General features: G+C 55.1%; 16 protein-coding genes. 10 read left to right on the top strand and 6 right to left on the bottom strand.

All coding sequences use genetic code 11. The features are described 5' to 3' along the window. The first annotated feature begins 161 nt into the window (after positions 1–161). A complete protein-coding gene (locus SLH47_RS21010; protein WP_320242381.1) occupies positions 162–803 on the top strand; it encodes a hypothetical protein in 642 nt (213 codons plus the stop codon). Positions 804–957: 154 nt separating this feature from the next. Here the strand turns inward: SLH47_RS21010 and SLH47_RS21005 are convergent, their stop codons facing one another. Both SLH47_RS21005 and SLH47_RS21000 read right to left on the bottom strand, forming a co-directional pair. After that, on the bottom strand, positions 958–1,566 hold the full coding sequence (locus SLH47_RS21005) for a 3'-5' exonuclease (protein ID WP_320242380.1): 609 nt from the start codon (positions 1,564–1,566) through the stop codon (positions 958–960). Positions 1,567–1,577: 11 nt separating this feature from the next. Continuing rightward, positions 1,578–3,239, bottom strand: coding sequence for an endonuclease (locus SLH47_RS21000; protein WP_320242387.1), 1,662 nt, complete (start codon positions 3,237–3,239; stop codon positions 1,578–1,580). A gap of 691 nt (positions 3,240–3,930) precedes the next feature. Here SLH47_RS21000 and SLH47_RS20995 point away from each other — a divergent pair. Together SLH47_RS20995 and SLH47_RS20990 are read left to right on the top strand one after the other, a co-directional pair. Next, complete coding sequence (locus tag SLH47_RS20995; RefSeq protein ID WP_320242379.1) at positions 3,931–4,794, top strand: cupin domain-containing protein; 864 nt, start codon at positions 3,931–3,933, stop codon at positions 4,792–4,794. Beyond that, the gene (locus SLH47_RS20990) at positions 4,787–7,123 is read left to right on the top strand and encodes an SAM-dependent methyltransferase (RefSeq protein WP_320242378.1); all 2,337 of its coding nucleotides are present in this window, start codon (positions 4,787–4,789) and stop codon (positions 7,121–7,123) included. The genes SLH47_RS20995 and SLH47_RS20990 overlap by 8 nt, the downstream gene beginning before the upstream one ends. Positions 7,124–7,483: 360 nt before the next feature. Here SLH47_RS20990 and SLH47_RS26415 read toward each other — a convergent pair whose 3' ends face one another. Continuing rightward, positions 7,484–8,047, bottom strand: a complete 564-nt coding sequence (locus SLH47_RS26415) for an ImmA/IrrE family metallo-endopeptidase (protein WP_413785664.1) — start codon at positions 8,045–8,047, stop codon at positions 7,484–7,486. 2 nt (positions 8,048–8,049) lie between these two features. Next, positions 8,050–8,385: a helix-turn-helix transcriptional regulator gene (locus tag SLH47_RS20985; RefSeq protein WP_320242377.1), complete on the bottom strand. Its 336-nt coding sequence runs from the start codon at positions 8,383–8,385 to the stop codon at positions 8,050–8,052. A gap of 187 nt (positions 8,386–8,572) precedes the next feature. On the opposite strand from SLH47_RS20985, the gene SLH47_RS20980 reads away from it, so the two are divergent. The 4 genes from SLH47_RS20980 to SLH47_RS20970 all read left to right on the top strand — a co-directional run bounded on the left by SLH47_RS20980 (position 8,573) and on the right by SLH47_RS20970 (position 11,123). Continuing rightward, on the top strand, positions 8,573–9,250 hold the full coding sequence (locus tag SLH47_RS20980; protein WP_320242375.1) for a multiubiquitin domain-containing protein: 678 nt from the start codon (positions 8,573–8,575) through the stop codon (positions 9,248–9,250). Beyond that, positions 9,225–10,412, top strand: coding sequence for a ThiF family adenylyltransferase (locus SLH47_RS20975; protein ID WP_320242374.1), 1,188 nt, complete (start codon positions 9,225–9,227; stop codon positions 10,410–10,412). Before SLH47_RS20980 ends, SLH47_RS20975 begins: the two co-directional genes overlap by 26 nt. Then, positions 10,409–10,855: a DUF6527 family protein gene (locus tag SLH47_RS26410; RefSeq protein WP_413785663.1), complete on the top strand. Its 447-nt coding sequence runs from the start codon at positions 10,409–10,411 to the stop codon at positions 10,853–10,855. The genes SLH47_RS20975 and SLH47_RS26410 overlap by 4 nt, the downstream gene beginning before the upstream one ends. Before the next feature lie 61 nt (positions 10,856–10,916). Further along, entirely contained in the window at positions 10,917–11,123 is a 207-nt protein-coding gene (locus SLH47_RS20970; RefSeq protein ID WP_320242373.1) for a hypothetical protein, read from the top strand. Between the two features lie 172 nt (positions 11,124–11,295). On the opposite strand, the gene SLH47_RS20965 is transcribed toward SLH47_RS20970, so the two are convergent. Then, a complete protein-coding gene (locus SLH47_RS20965) occupies positions 11,296–12,228 on the bottom strand; it encodes a hypothetical protein (RefSeq protein ID WP_320242372.1) in 933 nt (310 codons plus the stop codon). 209 nt (positions 12,229–12,437) lie between these two features. On the opposite strand from SLH47_RS20965, the gene SLH47_RS20960 reads away from it, so the two are divergent. Next, positions 12,438–13,952, top strand: a complete 1,515-nt coding sequence (locus SLH47_RS20960; protein ID WP_320242371.1) for a Fic family protein — start codon at positions 12,438–12,440, stop codon at positions 13,950–13,952. Positions 13,953–14,008: 56 nt separating this feature from the next. Here the strand turns inward: SLH47_RS20960 and SLH47_RS20955 are convergent, their stop codons facing one another. Next, positions 14,009–14,161 (bottom strand): hypothetical protein, encoded by a 153-nt coding sequence (locus SLH47_RS20955; protein WP_320242369.1) that lies wholly within the window; start codon positions 14,159–14,161, stop codon positions 14,009–14,011. A gap of 3 nt (positions 14,162–14,164) precedes the next feature. Between SLH47_RS20955 and SLH47_RS20950 the strand changes: the two genes are divergently transcribed. Beyond that, positions 14,165–16,564: an AAA family ATPase gene (locus SLH47_RS20950; RefSeq protein WP_320242367.1), complete on the top strand. Its 2,400-nt coding sequence runs from the start codon at positions 14,165–14,167 to the stop codon at positions 16,562–16,564. A gap of 31 nt (positions 16,565–16,595) precedes the next feature. Next, positions 16,596–18,935, top strand: a complete 2,340-nt coding sequence (locus SLH47_RS20945; protein WP_320242365.1) for a restriction endonuclease — start codon at positions 16,596–16,598, stop codon at positions 18,933–18,935. Positions 18,936–19,055 lie beyond the last annotated feature (120 nt).

Raw genomic sequence — 19,055 nt, 5'->3', positions numbered from 1 at the left:
TTAGAGCGGCTATCGCAAGCTCGGTCCCAAATGACTGTATAGAATCCATAATTCCTAGTTATCGTTACTTCAATTCCATTCGACCATTGCTGACTGACCGGCTTTGATCAAGGCCATGAGCAAGATTTGCCTGAATACCTCTTCGCCGCTACGGTACTTCAATGAACCTGGCAGAACAAAGAGACGTGCTAGCAGCTTTCGCCGATCGCTGGGGCCAGGCCGAACTCTATTCGACCGGATCCCAACTGATCAATTATCCCGGTGTTCTGTACAACGTTGATGGAAGCTCGGACGATCCTCAGATCAATGGAGAGAGCTGGAAGGGGCTGCTCATCGCCAATGGCATTAACGCCCCGTGCTACGTCACGAACGAGACCCCGGAAGGTAACTCCCATCCTAAGTTCAGCGTTGGTGGACACATGACTCCGAACCCCGACGGTAGGGTCGAGTTCGGCGCGGACAGCTATCTGATGCCACTTTGCTCTTGGCATAACAGCAAGGCCCGAGATGGCGTACCGTTCACGCATACGAACACTCTGATGCTAAAACTCTCGGGATTCATGGAAGGAGAAATTGCAGCAACCTTTATGGCGCGATTACCAAGCGAGAAACGCCATTCGATCATCTACAGCGGTGGCGACAGCCCGATGTGTATGGACATTTCTGAACCCGAGGCGCTAGCCGCGGTAGACGGGCGCATCTCTGCCGAAGTTTTGGGGTGCCAACCAAGTGATTTTGTGCTTTTGGAACGGATCATCCGCGACGATGACACGCGATACGTGATCAAAGCCACGTCCTTCTGAAGCGGGAAACTCGCCGGAGCCAACCGGTGCACGTTCATCATCGCATGAGGCATGTACGGGCGTTTCCAGCACCCACGTGCTACTATGGGCATGGGTCTGAGATCTTTGGCCGCGTGATGTACCGAACAATGAAGCCCGAAAAATGCGAGCGATATCAGCTCAAGAACTGCAACATATCGGAAAAAGTATGGACATCGCGGTCGGCGAGTTCCGCGATCTGCTTCAACATAACTTCCGCACCTAAACGCGTGTCGACGAGCGCGTCATGCAAATTGTTGGGGTCGTAGGGGATGCCATAGTGCGTCGCACAGGCGGATAGCGATTTACTCTCCAATTCAGGATGCAGCCGCCGCATGATTTTCAGTGTGTCGATGAAGTAGTCAGACTGAACATCGACACCTGTGCGGATCTCCGCGCGCCGAATGAAGCCAAGATCGAAGCGCGCAACATTGTGTCCGGCAACAACCCGCGTCTCAACAAAACCATCGAAGCTGGTCATCATTGATTTCAGGTCGGGCTGACCGTCAAGTTGGCCGTCTTCGATGCCCGTGAAATCCTCGATAAATTCGGGAATTGGGCGATGGCCATCGCCGGGATCGACGAGCGTCATCCAGTCGTCACCGATTGCGCTAGCGTTAACTCGAACGACGGCAACCTGGATAATGGCGTCACGCGAGGCATAAAGCCCGGTGGTCTCAAGGTCGAAGACCGCGATGTTCAAATCGGAGAGTTTCGCGTCATAAAGCGGGTGTGGTGTACTCATAATCTGTCTCCTCAATTGCCAATTTCGATCACGACCGGGCAATGGTCAGACAACTTTTGCCTTTGCCTGATAGTACGCCCAGGGTTTTCGGGATCCGGGATCGTGGCGTACTTTGGATCATTCTCATGCCCCATGGTCAGTTTAACGGGGGCCGAGACACTTGCCAGATCGCTCACACGTGTGTCCCAAACGACAAAATCGATGTGGTCCTCAAATCGGTCGCCGTGATCGGGCCAACACACCTCGTCAATTCCAAGGGGACCTTTTTCAAACTCGAGAGCGTTCGGTGTGCCATCGTTTAGGGCACGCCAGAATGCATCAAGGGGTTCGCCCTCCTCAGTTTCCGCATTCATGTCACGGTTGAAATCACCCAGAACAATGGTGGCAGTGCCTTGCGCCGCCTGCTGTTCGAGCCAGCTCTCCAGGATGTTGAGTTGTGCCCCAAGCGTTCTACAGTCGAAACGAGACCTATAGGGTTCTCCAGACGCGTTCTGATCCTGGATGGGGAACAACGCGAACCTGTGGCACGACGACTTCAGATGCACGTTCAGGATTTTGACCGATTCGCCTCCAAGCTGGATTTCCGTGATCATACCAGCCCTTGTAGGCCGAATGCTCGGCGTTCCATCCCGATCAAATCCCACGTGGCCAATTCCGAGAGCCTCGAACGTGCTCACAGGCGGCAACTCCGGAAATCTGTCTTTCGCGAACGCCATCGCAGTATAAATGTCACGGTCTTCTGCGGGGGCGTTCTCGGCGCCAGCAACATAACGATCTGACAAAACCAGGTGGTAGTCCTCTGGGGGAAAGACCCGTGCCAAGGCGGTTGGGGATCCAATTTCCTGCAGCGCAGCAATGTCGAGGTCCATTGATACTACGACTTCGGCGAGACGAGCGTAGTCTTCGTCATCACGCGGCAGGGCCGAACCACGTAGGCCGACGCCCGTCTCGTGATGCAGATTGGCGATATTCCACGTGCCGATGCGGAGGGTATCCTCGAGTGTCGAGAATGCCGTTCGATCAGCGAGCGTCAATACCGCAGGCGCCCCACATTCGGCGACGTAGAGCAATTCAGCGAGTTCGGGCTCGTCGATGAACGCGTTCCGATTTCCCTGCTCGACTTCCGTATCATCGTTTCGCTTGCGCTCTGCATCATCAACAGGATCGACCGTGTGCCACGCCAGAAGCGTACAAAGACTACCGATCGTGACATCGCCGGATGTTGTCATCTCGTCCAGAAGCTTTAGGTCCGGCTCGCCGTTCGTGCCTTCGTACCGGACATCCATATAGAAGAGGGCACGAGCCACATCGCCCTTGACCTCATCTGCTGGCTCAAAACTGTCACCATCGAGGAAAGTGTCTGCAGCCTCTCCCTCAGGGTCGCCGCCTTCGTCAAAGTTGAGGTTGCCTCGGTTCTGGTTCACGCTCGCGTCGGTCGGCATCAGATGAAAGAGGTCTGATTTCATGGGACGACCACGCGTTCCACGTGATTGGGGCCAGAGGTGTTCCCGATTCCAACCATCTTGAGGGTTGCTGTTCACCCAATCGTCGATGTCCTGAGACCTTCTTGTATAGAACAACACTAGGCTGCCAGTCGTTGTCTCGTCAGCATGAATCCTTGCCATCGCTTCGTCGGTCTGAATGTACGGGATATCGACATGGCCGGAGCGCAACCTGTCGTGGATATCCGCGCGCAGAGCAGAGCTATCGAACGTCTGGCCGGATGCATCGGAAAGGAACGCAAGCGAAGTGGAAACATAAAAAACGGTCAATAAGGCAAGGCGCGGGAACAAGGTATGTCACTCCAAAATAAAATCTAGAAAGGTATTACTGAAAACATACTACCTTAAGATGACAGGTTGCCAAACCCAAACGACTTTGAATTGACCGTGGCAAACAGGATTTTGACGGACAAAATGATCATTAGGGCTTGAGAATTGGGCAGCAGGCCGAAAACTCGCCGAACAGGCCCACTACGATTTCCTGTTTCGAATTTCCAGATCGTGAATAAAGGTCCATCTACCCATGTCCGAAAATGGGTCCTGTTATCGTTGCCGGTCGGGCGAGCTTCCAAAGTCACGCTTTCGAAACCGAAAACTGGATACCATCGTGACCGCGCTGACGTGCAGCCACTTACCACTGTGGGGTTACAACGAACGAGCGTTACCGGTTTCACTTAAGCAATGACCTACTTCAAGCGTTGTACTGGCAGGGTGTTGTAACCGCATCGATACGCACGCTTGGGCTAAATACCAGTGACCAGTATCTGAAATGCCACCGAGCAACTGGAATTATGACCCAATCTATGGTAGCATGAAAACTCAATGATTTACTGACAGTTGAATTTTCAGGGAGGGCTATTTGATGCATCCAATTGATATGGCTAGGTATTTTGCGCAAGTCGGCCAGCACGACGATCACCCTTGGAAGCCGATGCCGTGGAAAGGGGTCTACAACAAAGTTCTCTACTGCGACCCCGTGATGGGGACCACGATCGAACTGGCGCGAATTGACGAGGGTGCGACGTTCCCGGTCCACTACCATCCAACGGTGCAGACACTTTTTCTCCTCAGCGGTAGGATCAGGGACGACAACCGGGATCGGATCATTGAGCCCGGAACGTTTGATATCATCCCTGCAGGTCAGCGCCACGCGGGATATTATGCCGAAGAAGATTCCATTCAATACAAGTTCTTTTCGGCAACGCCCGTCTATATCATGGAGGACGGCCGTTTCTACTATTACAGAACGGACGGCACTGTGGTTGATGGCGGCAACACTGACATCAAGCATTCGGCTGAAAACATCATGTCGATCGACGACACCGGGGAGAACTTCGAAGAGATTGCGGTCAAGGATGTCGGGCCGGAGCAATATGTCGCGATCAAGTCTGTTAGCGGCGAGATTGCAGTTAAGTCGATCACCGATGCGGGTATCGCTGTAAAATCAGTCGGCGACAAAGAACTTGCTTTGAAGGCGATCTCGGAAGGCGGATTGGCAATCAAGTCCGTTGAAGAAGGCCTGACGGTCCGGCCGGTCGACCGTGATCAGGTTGCCATCAAGTCGGTTGGCGACGTCGATGTGGCCATCAAGTCTGTTGCCGACGGAAATTCCGTGGCAATTAAGTCCGTGGAGAACCAGGAGATTGCCGTCAAGAGCATCCAGGGCGACAGCCTCGCGGTGAAATCTGTCAACCCGGACACGGTGAAGATAAGAACGCATGACTGAGGACCGGATTGCCCCGGTCTTCCCAAGCGATTTCCATGACTGGTGTTCGGCAGACCAGATCCGCGCTGTCGGTGAGCGAAGCCGGGAGAAACGCGCACCGATCAACCCGTTTGGTAGCTTCTTCTTCATCGAGCCAGACGTCATTCCGGCGCGAGCTTGCGACGAATGCCTGCAAGCCCTTGAGTTGCACCTTAAGCCAAGACTGAAGCCCATCCACGCCGGGGTCGACCCGGGCTGGATATCATCCATGCAACGGAATTTTTCCGAGAGCTTCGGGAAGTCGATGCGAGTGGATTCGGTCATTCTGGACGGACGCGACCCTGACGCCATGCGGGCTGTAGAAGCGCTTGGTCTCTTCGAGATGCTTGCGAGCAGTGGTTTCACGGCGTTTGCAGAAGCGGCAACGGGATTGAAGTTATCCGGAGGTCATGGAACCCAGATCATCCGGTACAAGGTTGGAGACTATGTCGGCCCACACAATGACCATCATCCGGAATACGAGTGGGCACGTGATGGTTACGTTGACATCCAGTTTATGCTGTCGAGCCCTGCCGTGGAGGCGCAATATTTCCTTCATGAGAAAGATGGCGACTTCTCGCAATCCTGGGACATATCCGCGAGCGGCGGAATCTCTGTGTTTCGACAGCCATTCTGGCACCAGACGACGCCTTTGTTGGCGAAGCCGGGGCAAGACGGCGAAGCTTATCGCTGGCTGATCGGCCATGTCTTTGCCATTCGAGAAGAGGGACCAGCTAAGGTTCGGGCGAGCACGACCACGGCAGCTGCCTCCAGACCCCTCGACACGGCGATCGCCGGCACGATCATTCTCGAAGAGATGGATAATTCGGCACTCACTGTCGAACAACCCTGTCGTATCGGGAAAGCGCCGCTTTGGCGCAACGCACTCAACATCTACAAGGACAACCCCGGCAGCCTCTGGAATGGGAAAGGTGTTCCCCACAGGGTCACGTGCTCCCGCTCGGTGGCGTTTTCCTATGCAAATGCCATCGCGCAAATCTCCAAGCTGCACCCCGGTGAAGATATCTCGGTCGTCGAGCTCGGGATTGGGTCCGGAAAGTTCACGAAGAAGCTTCTGTCGGCATTGAGCCAGGCGCCCCTCACAGGGTCGGTCCGCTATGTCGCGCATGATTGTTCCGAGCGCGCGCTGGAAAGGCTTTCGGAGAACCTCGGCACAGACTCATCAATAAGTATCAGTGACATAAAATTCATTGCCGGCGATATCACGGACGAGGATGTTCGAGCGTCCATTTCGTCCAGGACCGATGGTCGTCTCACAATCTACGTGGCCAATTACTTTTTCGATTCACTTCCATTCGACATATTCGAGATTTCGGGCCCGTCCCTGAAGCTCGGGCACATTGACCTGGAGAGCCTGGACGAGACAACGTGGCGATATGCATTCAGGGATGCTCAGGCTTCTGAAATTCCGGATCAGCTGGCCGAGATCCTATATCGGGTCTCAAACGAGCACGATCTTTCCAAGCTTCCAATGTCGCTCGTGTCCTTCGAGGTGTTGGAGTCACTTTTCACGGCATCATCTGACCCGAGCTACTGGCTCATTGCGGACAAGTTCCTGGAGGCCGAGGCGTTTCGCGCCTCGGGCAAGGTGTCGGTCGAGGGCCATCAAACTGTGTCAGCTCCGGTGTTCCTGCCGGGTATGGTCGCCACTCTGGAACGCTTCGGTTGTCGCACCGCGAGACTCTTTTCAAGCGATCCCCTGTCCTTGGTCGTCGCAGGGCGCGGTGCGAATGACGAAGCCATGGAGGCAATTTGTGGCGCCATCGTCTCGGACCTGCGCGACCTTAGCTACGTGGAAATCGACAGACTTGTGCAGACGGTCGAAGCGCACGAAAACGCAGGCGGACTTCTGCCACATGCGCTGCGACTGTCTCATTGCGACCCGGCTGCCTTTCGGCAATTGTCATCAGGCTTGAGGCGTTATGCTGCTGAGGCCCTGCCAGAGGACCGGCGATCCAAATTTTGCGAAGAGTTGGAGTCCGTTTGGCAGGACGCATTCGGCGAGGAAGACTATCCTGATCTGTGTTTTGAGATCGGCACCGTTTTTCACTCCATGGGAGAATACGAACGCGCGATACACTACTACAGCAAGTCTTTGACACTGGATGGTGTTGATGTGCGCACACTTTGCAACCTGGCCAGCTGCTCAGCAAATCTTGGCCATCTTGACGATGCTCGGTCGATCGTTCGCGAAGCGCAGAAGATTGATGAATCCTTCCCACTACTCAGAACCCTGGCCACTAAACTGCAGATCGAGGGAGTCAAAGAGTACCGCCAAACGCCATTATAAGTGGCCCAGACACAGTTCGATCTTACACCTGGGAAAATGGCATTCTGCGCCACACCTCAACGTCTGAGTGTAGTCGGCGTAGGATGCGCCCTAAACCAAAACAGTTTATTGATCCGATTTATATTGGGTCCCATTATCGTTACCGCTCTTCGGGCCCGATTTCCCGCAATTGGCAACTGCCGGACTCGCTGTGCTAAAGCCAGTCGAGACTACAAACGCAAGTGAACGGAGCACGCAAAAACGCTTCGACCAAGATCACCAGTTCGCTTTGCAATAGAGCTTCTTGGGCATAGCTGTCGATTGAACGGCATTACCACGTCGACCACCCCGTCAAGGACGCAAAACCCTGGCTGGCGGGTCCTAGTATTGGCGGGCTCCGAGTTGTCTCTTTACGCCCGTCTTACCGATCCTCCATGTGGCTAGCTGTCGGCTCACGCCGTAGTGATCAGCTACTCCTTGAGCGTCCAAGCCAGCGCCACAGTGAAATAGCAAGCCGTCGCGGGGTAGGAGCATACACCCCGCAAGCCAGTCGGCCTCTTCTTCAAATTCCTTCGGGTAGTCACTCAGGAGAAGCAGTCCACCGTCAGAGCGATCTGCGCGGTTGGGCTTATGCCTTAACTCAATGTGTGACCATTCGTGCATCAAGGTGTTTGCCTGCCTCCCAACCGGGTGGCTAGAGTTTACGATAATCAGCGTCTTCTGATCGACCTTAATGGTGACGCCTGACCAGCTATCAGGGTCCACGACGGTGAGCTGGTGAAGATGTCCCAAATCGATGTCCGGGACATCGGCAGGTTCCCACACCAGGATCCCAATCCTCTGCAAGAAAGCTCTTGGGTCCAGGCGGTCACGCGGGCTGAGGCCAGCCGCTGCCCTATGTTTCAGCGCGAGTTTTTCAGCTTGAGTTTTGAACCCGCGCCGCATCCTTAGAGGTTCTCTCTGTCACGAAGGGCTTCTTGCGCTTTCAAGATCATGCCGCCAAGCGCCGTCGCGGTATCGATGTGCGTGGCATCTTTCTTACGGAATTGCACGGATGCGGTTTCTGTCGGCTTTCGTGTAGGTTGCATCCCAAGGAACCGATTAGGGTCTTCACCCAGCCATTCACAGATTTTCGCGAAGGTGGCTAGGTCGGGAACGTTCCCGTTCTCGACACGGGAGAGCGTCGCAGGGCTAATCCCGATCTCTTTAGCCGCCGCTCGTACTCCAAGTGTTCCGCGGTGTTCGATGATCATTTTCCCGAGATTCTCGATGCTTAGAGTCATAGTGCTTGTAACGCACAAGATTCCTCTTGACGGGCCATGGCTGCGCTCCTAAGTGTTTCGTTAGTAAGACGTTAATCGTCTCTTTTGTGTAACGCGTCTCTTTCGTGAGACACTTGAATCACTGAAAATGCTTGCCGTCAAGCTTTTTGAAACGCGGCGTAGGGGCAGTAAAACAAGGAGCTACGGCATGTCAGAAGCCGCTCAAGAAGTCGAATATGACCTGACAATCGACGATCAGAATTTTCGGACATACGACCCTGTCATCACCGGTCGCGACATTCTCGCGATTGCGTCTCGCAGCCCGGCATCGGGATACATTGTAGTCTCGATCATGGATCGAGGCACGCAGTCCATCGGCCTCGATGAACAGGTCGATTTGCGCGAAACCGCTTCGCAGCGCTTCCGATTGTTCGAAGGCGACAGGCTCTTCCGCGCAATTCTGAACGAACGGGAAATCGTATGGGGAGAAGGGCAGATTTCCGCACTGGAACTCCGCTTGATCGGTGACATCCCAGATGATGAGGATCTGTATTTTGACTCCAAAGGTGATCGCGTGATCGAGGACGACGAGATCCTTTCATTGAAGCCGAAGGGTGTTGAGAGGTTCCGATCGGGCGATCCGAAGGATCAGACCGTCGATGTGGTCCTGAATGGCGAAGTCATCACCGTTGATAAGGGGCGTCTTTCCTTCTCGGATCTGGCAAAACTCGCATTTCCGAAACTCTTCGGAGGGGCTCTGATCTGCTTCACGGTCTCATTTTCGAGGGGGCCGAAGCGACGTCGCGAAGGTGTCCTCCTCGAAGGAGGCAAAGTTCGCGTTGTCGAGGGGATGGTCTTCAATGTCTCAGCAACTGATAAATCGTAGCCCCGATCTTCAGCGCCTTGTCTCGGAGGGCTATGCGGTTAGCGTTGCCGACGGTCACCTGTTGGTCGAGGAGATCCCCTACCTCGATCGACATGGGGCCGTTCGCCGTGGCGTCTTCGGTTGTGCGCTCGATGCTACTTCGGAATGCACCGTTGCACCCAGGGATCACGTCATGTCGTTCTCGGGCGGCGAACCGCACGACAGAAACGGCAACCCACTTTCTGCGCTCGGAAAGACGAGTCCGAGATGCACCACGGTCGGATCTATTACGTTCCAGCACGGCTTCTCGAACAAGCTTCGTGATACCAGTGGAGGACACAGGGGCTATGCGGACTTCTATGAAAAAGTGCGGACTTACGAGGACATTATCCTCAGCGAGGTCCACGCTCTGGATCCGACGGCGACAGCAAGGGTTGGGGCGATGCCGCCAACTGCCTCGGAGGATGACCCGTTCGTCTTCCCCGACAGCGCATCAGCCCGAGCGGGTACAACGAAGTTGGCGAGTGTTTTCAAGCGAGAGGTTATTGCCCACATCGGCTTGGGTGGCACCGGCGCATACATTCTGGACCACGCGACGAAGACACCTGTGCTCAGGAACCATCTGATCGATGGCGACCGACAGTATCCCCACAATGCCTATCGTTCACCCGGCACGCCGTCACTTGAAGAAATGCAACCGCCACCATTCAAAGTGCACTACCACGCTGCACGTTACGGACGGATGAAGCGGAACATCGTGCCACATCCCACGAAGCTTACTGCTGCAAACCTGGAACTTCTCGAGGGGGCGACATTCGCTTTCCTGGCAATCGACGCGTGTCCCGAAAAGGCCGAGATCGTTTCTGAGCTCGAGCGCAGAGGCCTGCCCTTCGTCGATGTCGGAATGGGTTTGCACCTCAGCAGCAATGGCATCGGCGGAACTCTTCGGGCCGTCTTGAGCACGAAGGAAAATAGGGATTCGGTCAGGCCCCATATTCCCCTCGATCCCGGCGGCCGAGAAAACATCTACGAGAACAACATCCAGATTTCGGATTTGAACTCTCTGAATGCCGACATGGCGGTTCAGCTGTGGAAGGGTTTTCGAGGCTTCTACGCCAATTTTGCCGAACCGATTTGGCACTATCAGATCGAGACGCGTCAAATGATAAGAAGTGCGGCATGAAGTCGGTAGAGAAGGAAATCACGCCGAGGTTTGTTGAGTTCATCCCAAAGGACTTGGAGGAAGGCGTACTCTACATTTCAGGCGAATACGCGACGACTGCGCATCGCTGCGCCTGCGGATGCGGCGAGAAGGTCGTGCTTCCGCTCCATCCGACGGATTGGAGGCTGCGGTTCGATGGAAAGGCCATCACGATACGGCCGTCCGTGGGGAACTGGGGCTTCCCATGCCGATCACACTATCTGATCACGGATAACCGCATCGAATGGGCGGGCGACTGGACTGACGATCAGATCGCAGCAGGTCGTCGGCGCGATGCGCGCCGGAAGTCCTCTTGGCATAAGGAGGCCCTACCATCGTCGGCGGAACCCACCACGCGCTCCGTCCCTCAAGGCAATTGGCTACTGCGCCTATATCAACGAATGAAGAATTGGTCCCAAAAATAGATGCTTCAGCATCGAGAGAAGCCATCAAATGTACTCCCGCTCACCAACAACCACGAGGAACTTGAGCAATGCCCAGAAGAACGCGATCAGAATCCACCGGCAAACGCGCTGCATCTGCGGCAAGCAAGACGCTGAGGAGCCGAACCGCCAACAGTGCCGCGAAATCGGCGGCGGGATCCGCCTTGACGCAGGTGCGGAGCAAGGAGGTAACGAGCAAGAAGGCTGCGAGCGCGGCCTCAAAAACACTCCGGAACCCAAGGGCATCTAAAGCAGCCAAGTCAGCGGCAGGGTCTGCCTTGACGCAACGTCCAAGCCGCAAACGGTAGCACTCAGTTCAGCCTTGCACGAGCGATGACCCAGGCTCGGTGCCTCGCATGGTTGCCGGGAAATGCCGCGGAAGAGCAAGTGGCAGGGGTAGATCCGCATAGCCGGCACTGGGGTCAAGAAGACTGAGGCTGCAGGACAAACATCTGCGATCCAAACTCGGTAGCAGCCCGTCGGCTGAGCTCATGTAGTCTTCTTGTCATTGGATCCGCTTCTGCCTCGGTCGGCACCGGAACGCGCGTTCGAAGGGCCATGGGTTCGGGATCTTCGTAGAAGGTCTGGATTCTGAATGTGAGTTGGCGGTCAGATTGGTCGATAGCCTGGTCTTCGAGAGCCGCGCGACGCCTTTCTTCCAGCAATTTCTGGATCGTCGTCTCCTGTTCGTCTTGAACACTTCGCGCGACTTGGCCGGCCTTTTCGAAATCCTCTTCCCATCGGTCAAGCAGCTTGCGAAGTGGCAGCTTTGTCTCAGCAAGGGACGCATGAACCGAGTCACGTGCCTTAGCGATCGAAAACGGCGTCAGAGCTTTGGGCTTTGAGAAGAGAACGCATTCGTCGTTGCTGAGCGTTGTGCCGTTAAAGCAAACGGCATGCCGTTCGTCGTCATGGATGGGGCCGATGTCTTCGGGGCGGACAAAGACCGATCCGTGGGCAACGCCACCGCTGCCCCAAAGGTAGTTCAGGTCGTCGGTGCGATAGAAGTCCGGGGCGCAGTAATAAACGTGCTCTGCCGTGCTCGCCAAACCCAGGAGTGAGGCGTGTTGATTGGACTTCATGGGGCTCGTGATGTGGAAACGCCTGTAAGGCGCGGAGATCAGCCCGCTTGGGTGCTTGGCCTCTTTGGCGGCGTTGGTCTTTAGATGCTCTGAAAGCTTGAACTGTAGGAAGAAGGGGACGGCGGCGAGGTCCATGACAACGTCATACCCGCAACCCGGTTGTCCCTCCTCGATCAGGCTTGGAAAGATTGGGGCCGCCCTGCATTCCAGAGTGTTGGCCAACTCCGAGACGAGGGAAAAACCGAAGGTGAACTCACTGAACTGTGCTCGCATGCATATATTTCCATTGGGCGAGAGCCTCGCCGGGTGTGGCCGTCGGTTTCGTCACGACGGATGGGATCAACCCGCATCATATCGAGCCAAGACCGGCCAGATCACAGTACCCGAGACTTCGCGCATCACAAAAACCTAAGTGTTGCTCGACACATATACCTAAATCTCGTACAACTCCATAACCTAATCTTCGAACGGAGCCAGGCATCATGCCGAGTGCCGAAGAAAAGCTTGCAGACTCGCTTGCGGCGCTTGAAGCCCTGCAGGCCAGTGGAGCGATTGCCATTCGCTCCAAGGACATCTCTCGCACGCACCGAGAGCGGCTGGTGAAGGCCGGATTTCTGAAGGAAGTCATGAAGGGCTGGTACATCCCGTCACGACCCGACGAAAACATCGGTGAAAGCACGGCCTGGTACACATCCTACTGGGGATTTTGCGCGCAATATCTCACCGATCGGTTTGGGGAAGACTGGTCGTTGTCTCCAGAGCAATCGCTCATCCTGCACGCCGGAGACACGACAATTCCGACGCAGCTCCTTGTCAGAGCGATCAAAGGGGGAAACTCAAAGACGGACCTGCCGCACAACACTTCGCTTTTCGAAACACGTGCGACGATCGCAACGGGCGAGACGCTCGACCTCGTTGACGGCCTGCGGCTGTTCTCACCAGAAGATGCCCTTATCCTCGTTCCCGAGGTCTTCTTTCGAAATCATCCAACCGAGGCGCGTACTGTGCTTGCCACGATGCCGGACGCGTCACGGCTGCTGGGCAAACTTTTGGAGGGCGGACATACCCGCGCTGCTGGGCGTCTTGCCGGAGCGTTCCGCAGCATCGGCTCCGAGAGAGGCGCCGATGAGATCCTTTCGGCGATGAAGGCAGCCTCGCACGACGTCCGCGAGCTCAATCCGTTCGAGCATTCCATCGTCGTGCCAAACGCCGGTCGGATCCTATCACCCCACGTGCATCGTATCCGCTTGAAATGGGCCAGCATGCGCACGGACGTGATCGAGGTTTTTCCCAAGGCGCAACCGATTGCCAACGATATCGAAGCGTATCTGAAGAAGATCGATGAGCTCTATGTCACCGACGCCTATCACTCGCTCTCGATCGAGGGGTACCGTGTCTCTCCAGAGCTGATTGAGAAGGTCCGCTCGGGGAGCTGGAACCCGGCGGACGATGAAGAAGACCGCGCCTTAAAGGACGCCCTGGCGGCGCGGGGGTATTGGGAAGCGTTTCAAAGGGTGAAGGAGAGCATCCGCGTGGTGCTCGAAGGTGCGGACGCCGGTGAGGTTGCCGAGCAAGAACTGAGCGACTGGTATCGCGCGCTGTTCGCTCCGTCGGTCACGGCCGGTATCCTAAAGGCGTCACAACTGGCGGGCTACCGGTCTTCCCCTGTCTATATCCGGCAATCCCAGCATGTGCCGATGAGCGCGGACGCGGTGCGGGACTGCATGCCGGTCTTCTTCGATCTGCTCAAAGACGAGGATGATCCCATTGTCCGGATCGTGCTGGGGCATTTCATCTTCGTCTTCATCCACCCGTTCCTGGACGGCAACGGGCGTATCGCGCGCTTCCTGATGAACGTGATGATGGCGGCGGCGGGCTATCCTTGGACCGTGATCCGGATCGAACAGCGGGCCGATTACATGCGGGCGCTGGAAGCCGCGAGTGTTGAGGGTGACATTCGGCCTTTTGCGAGGCTTTTGGCTGAAGCAAGAGTATGATCATGACCGAAGAGAGTAAGACTGAAGAGGCCGGACGCTACACCCAATCGAGGGCCTTACGGGACATCGTCACCTGGTCCGCGAGCCGACCTGACTGGCAGAGAGACGCGCTGCGACAAATCATTGGCGGTGCGGCTACGGATGAGATTGATCTCGATCGGCTCGAAGCTCTGTGCGTCGGAGAGCGCGACGATTTCTTGTTCCCACATGAGGTGGATGACACAGTGGAGGGGTCGGAAGGGCAAGCGGTCAAAATCTGCAGCGTGCGCTCTGTTCACGGTGTGAACGCCCTAGCCGGTGGTCAGGAGATGGCTTTTTCGGACCAAGGCATCACGATCGTCTATGGCGACAATGGCTCGGGGAAGTCAGGCTACTGCCGAGTCTTAAAGCACGCCTGTCGAACCCGTGACAGCAAGTTTGAGATCCATCCCAACATCGACGAGACCGATGAGACACCCCAGTCGGCAGACATCCACTATCGGGTCGGAGCGACGTCAGCAACCTTCACGTGGTATCCTGATGCCGAGCAAGTCCCACCACTCGCACAGGTGAGTATTTTCGACGCCCGCAGCGCGAACACACATGTGCAGGCCGAAAACAACGTCGCCTATACGCCGTTCCCCATGCGGGTTTTGGAGCGACTGGGTGACTTGTGTGATGTGCTCAAAGACAGGCTTGAAACGCGGATTGGCCAAATCCAAGAAAAGACACCTCTCGCTATCGCCAATCATCAACTGTCCGATGGGACGGCGGCCGGAAAGTTCCTCAACGGGCTCACCGCAAGATCGGATCTTTCTACGCTGCAGCTTTTGTGTGAACTGAAGGATGACGAGCGGCGGAAGCTCGAGACGCTGCGCACCGATCTCTCTCAAGACCCCCAAAAACTCATCAGCGCACTGAAAGCTCAAAAGCAACGCGTCGATGCAATTATTGACCAGGTTCGGACCCTGACAACGAGCCTATCGGCCGACAGCATTGCGCAGCTGAGCGAACTCATGAGCGCCCATCGTGAGGCTGCGGCAGCGGCCGAACTCGCCTCCAAAAATCTGTTTGACGCTTCTCCGCTACCCGAAATCGGGTCCGATACTTGGCGAGCGCTATGGGAGGCTGCCCGAGCATTCTCCGACAACGTTGTCGCGCCAGAGAAGCGGTTTCCCGAAGCCAAGGCGGACGACGACCTTTGTGTCCTATGCCAGCAACCTCTCGGAGAAGACGCTGTAAAACGCTTTGAGACGTTCGAGACCTTCATCAAGAGCACAACCAAGGCCAATGAGCAAAGGGCCGTCGTAGCTCTGGAAGAAAGAAAGAGAGAGCTCACCGCAACGCTTGTTTCCGAAGAGGCAGTGGCCACAGCTCGAGCCTTTTTGAACGATGAACTTTCTCTCCCCGAGCTTTCGGTAAAACTCACCGACTGGCTGTCTGCTGCGAATACCAAACTCATGGGGTTCCTTGAAAACGGCCCACCAGCATCCGTAGATTCTGAACATCCGAAGGCGGCGCTAGATGCTCTATCCCAAGAGTTTGCCAATCGTATCGCTCAGGCTGAGGCTGTCCTGGATCCCGACGATCGCACGAAACTGCTCGCTGACCAAAAGGAATTGGAAGACCGAGTTATGCTTGGCAACATTGCAGCTGATGTTGAAGCCGAGATCGATCGACTCAAACAAATTGATGCGCTGAAAGCAAAGGCGAAAACCACGGCGCGCACCTCCGTGACCAATAAGAACAAAGAACTATCGGAGCTTCTGGTCACAGGCGCCCTGCGCAGCAGGTTTGCCCGCGAGATTACCAAGCTCGATCTCAATACAATCCCAATGGAGTTGAACAAGACTCGCGATCGAAAAGCGCAGTCGTTCTTCAGGGTCGAGTTTGTTGGATATCCTGGGCAGCCCCTTGGCGAGATTCTGAGCGAAGGCGAGCATCGGTGCGTGGCACTCGCTGCCTTTCTGGCCGAGCTGGTCACATCGCGAGACTACTCGGGCATCGTCTTTGACGATCCGATGTCATCGTTGGATCATATCTATCGAGAACGGGTTGCGAAGCGGCTGGCTGAGGAAGCTCAGCACCGCCAGGTTGTGATTTTCACCCATGATTTGGGGTTCCTGTTTGAGGTGATCCGCGAGGCCGAAGCCATCGACATATCGCTTCATTTCCAGCACGTGAAACGGCGTGGCAAAACGCCCGGCTATATCACTGCAGACCTGCCGCTTAAGGCCAAAACCGCGCCAGCGCTCGTCGCTGCGTTGCGAACTGAGCTGAAGGAACTGAAAGGTCAGTTGGACACCGTCAGCGAAACACGGCGGGTCATTCTTGTGAAAGGCATCATCGAGCAGCTTCGTGAGGCCTGGGATCAGGTCATTGCCGATTTGATAGCGCCTGTGCTCGGCCGCTTCGACAATCAGATCAAAGGGAACAGTCTGTTCAAGCTCTTGATTTTGACAGAGGCTGATGTGGACATCATCACAAAGGCCAGGGGTCGTTTGTCCGACGATCTACACAATGCCGCAGGCGCACTGAACCCGGCGGAGGTAACACATGACGAGCTTTCGGCAGAAGTGACGGCCATCCACGATTTCATTGAAGATCTCAAGAAACGCCGAAGTAGCGGATGAGAAACACACATTTTGCGCAGCGAGCTCTCATATGAAAACCATTAAGCGGAAACCAAGGCTCAAAAGAAGCCAAGCCCAAGGGCCTTACGCCGACCTTGCCCTCCACACGATTGGCTGGAAAGCGTTCCAAGACATGGCTGCCCAGATTTGCGAAGAGCGCTTGAGTACGTCAGTTACTATCCACCACGAGGCCAAAGATGGTGGACAAGATGCTATCTTCCTTATCCCAGGATCGCGCAAGAAGGCACCTCCGCGTGGAACAGTTCAAGTCAAACACTCGTCTGATCCAAGGGGTAGCCTTACACTTTCAGACCTTACTCAAGAGCTCAAGAAACTAGAGGAGCTTGTCGCCGAAGGTGAAGCAGATAGTTACATTGTCGTAACCAACATGTCTGTTTCAGCGCCCAATGCAAAGGTAATCCGGAACAAATTGCGCAAACTTGGCGTCAATAAACCGGATGTCTGGGGCAAGCAGCAGATAACGCTTACCATCAAGGAGAGTTCCAAACTCCGCGCACTCGTTCCGCAAGTCTATGGTTTGGGTGACCTGAGCACCATTCTAGATGCGCGCGCGATTGAGCAAACCAAGGCAATCCTGAAGGCTTGGCTGCCGAAACTGAAAGCCTACGTCCCGACCACATCGCATGACCGGGCTGTCCGGGTACTAGATAAACATAAGGTTGTCTTGCTGCTCGGGAACCCCGCCAGCGGCAAGTCCACCATTGGCGCAATTTTGTCAACGATGGCGGTCGAAGAAGAGGATCACTCTGTCATTCAGATTTCTTCGCCTGAAGAGTTCGTGGAGCATTGGAATCCTGACTTCAAAAATCGCTTCTTCTGGATTGATGACGCATTCGGCTCCAACGTCGTGGATACGGACCACATTCAAGGTTGGGCACGAGCGTTCCCCAAGGTTTCCGCCGCTATCAACGGCGGCAATCGTTTTCTGTTCACTTCACGTAACTACATCTATCTAAGCGCAGCCAATAAACTGGGCTCACGCAACCTGTCATTGTTTAAATCAGATGCAGCTGTCGTTAATGTTGGCGCTCTTTCAATCAGCGAGAAACGACAGATCCTCTACAACCACATCAAACATGGACAACAGACCGAAACTTGGAAGAGGAAAGCGAAGGAGCATCTTGAGGCGGTGGCCAACGTCGAAGGCTTCCTGCCCGGCATCTCGGAACGCCTCGGCAACCCGGACCTTACAAAGCAGCTGGCGCTGACAGAAGATGACCTTTGTGGTTTTATGTCCAATCCGCAGGAACATCTTATTGAGGTGATCAATGAATTGGAGCCGGAGCAATTCGCGGCTTTGGCGTTGATTTATGTGCATCGCAATCGATTGGTCTTTAGCGACCTAGACGAGGACGCCGTAAAGGCCATTGAAGAAACCACGGGGCATGGTGCGCAAGCTGTGCTTCCGCGATTGCCAGAGCTGGCTGGTTCATTCACTCGGGACATGTCTGAGGCCTCAGAACAAGTCTGGGGATTTGAGCATCCCACGATAGCGGATGCGATCACTGGAATTCTCGATGCACGGCCGAACATGACCTCAGCGATCGTTCGCGGTGGACCAATAGAAAAGGTGATGTCCCAGTTCGTCTGCGAGGATGGGGCAGACACCCAAAACGCGCCCAAAATCCCGACCTCGTTGGAAGGTGTATTGAACAAGCGTCTACTCGAGGTGCCCAACCACTGGCGGACCAACGGTTTGCTATTCGAATTCCTAGCATCTCGCGCAAGCGACGATGTTGTCCTGTATCAATTCGAGAACCATGATGGTCTGATGGATCGTAACGTGGTTACTCTAAGTAGAGCGAGCTACAGCGCAAAGAATAGAGCGGCCGCCAGAGCGTTCGCCCTTGGAGCACTGGATGATCTTCAACGAGAACAATTGTCGCGCGAATTTGTTGCCGGCGCCATAGACTATTTTGATCTTTCGTGGGTTGAAGAGGATGGACTACTGGCTTTGGTAGAACCCAGAGCGCTCCTTTCGCTGGGAGCATTGTTGTCTTCAAGAGTGGTGAATGACTTTGACGATCTGCTTGGGGACAAACGCAGCGATATCGATATCGATGCAGATATCGAGGATCAGTACGATGTTATATCCTCCGGCTTGCAGACACTAGACACACTCCTTGAGGAAGGAGCAGGTGGCGACGTTAAGGCAGTTCTTGCGGAAGCTGGCGACCGTCTTCGTGCAGAGATAAGTGACGTCCTCCAGGAACAGGAAGAGCACTGGGCCGGACAGGAAGAATCCGGTGACTGGGATATCTTCTCTGAAAACCAGTCTCCGTCACCCACGCGTAAGCAGCGGAAAGACGATGAGTCCAGGTCAGTATTTGAGGATGTGGACACCAAGTAGCGTACAATTCAGCTATCGGATTTATCGGTCGGCGGGTCGTTATCCAGACTATCAAAAGCTTCCGCGATCGACAAAGATCGCCTTGGCAAAGTGGCCAACAGTTCATCGACATTGTCGTGG

The sequence above is a fragment of the Cognatiyoonia sp. IB215182 genome (assembly GCF_033963905.1).
GTDB lineage: Bacteria > Pseudomonadota > Alphaproteobacteria > Rhodobacterales > Rhodobacteraceae > Yoonia.
The sequence above is the reverse complement of the archived record's forward strand: the minus strand, read 5'-3'. Positions and strand labels throughout refer to the sequence as shown.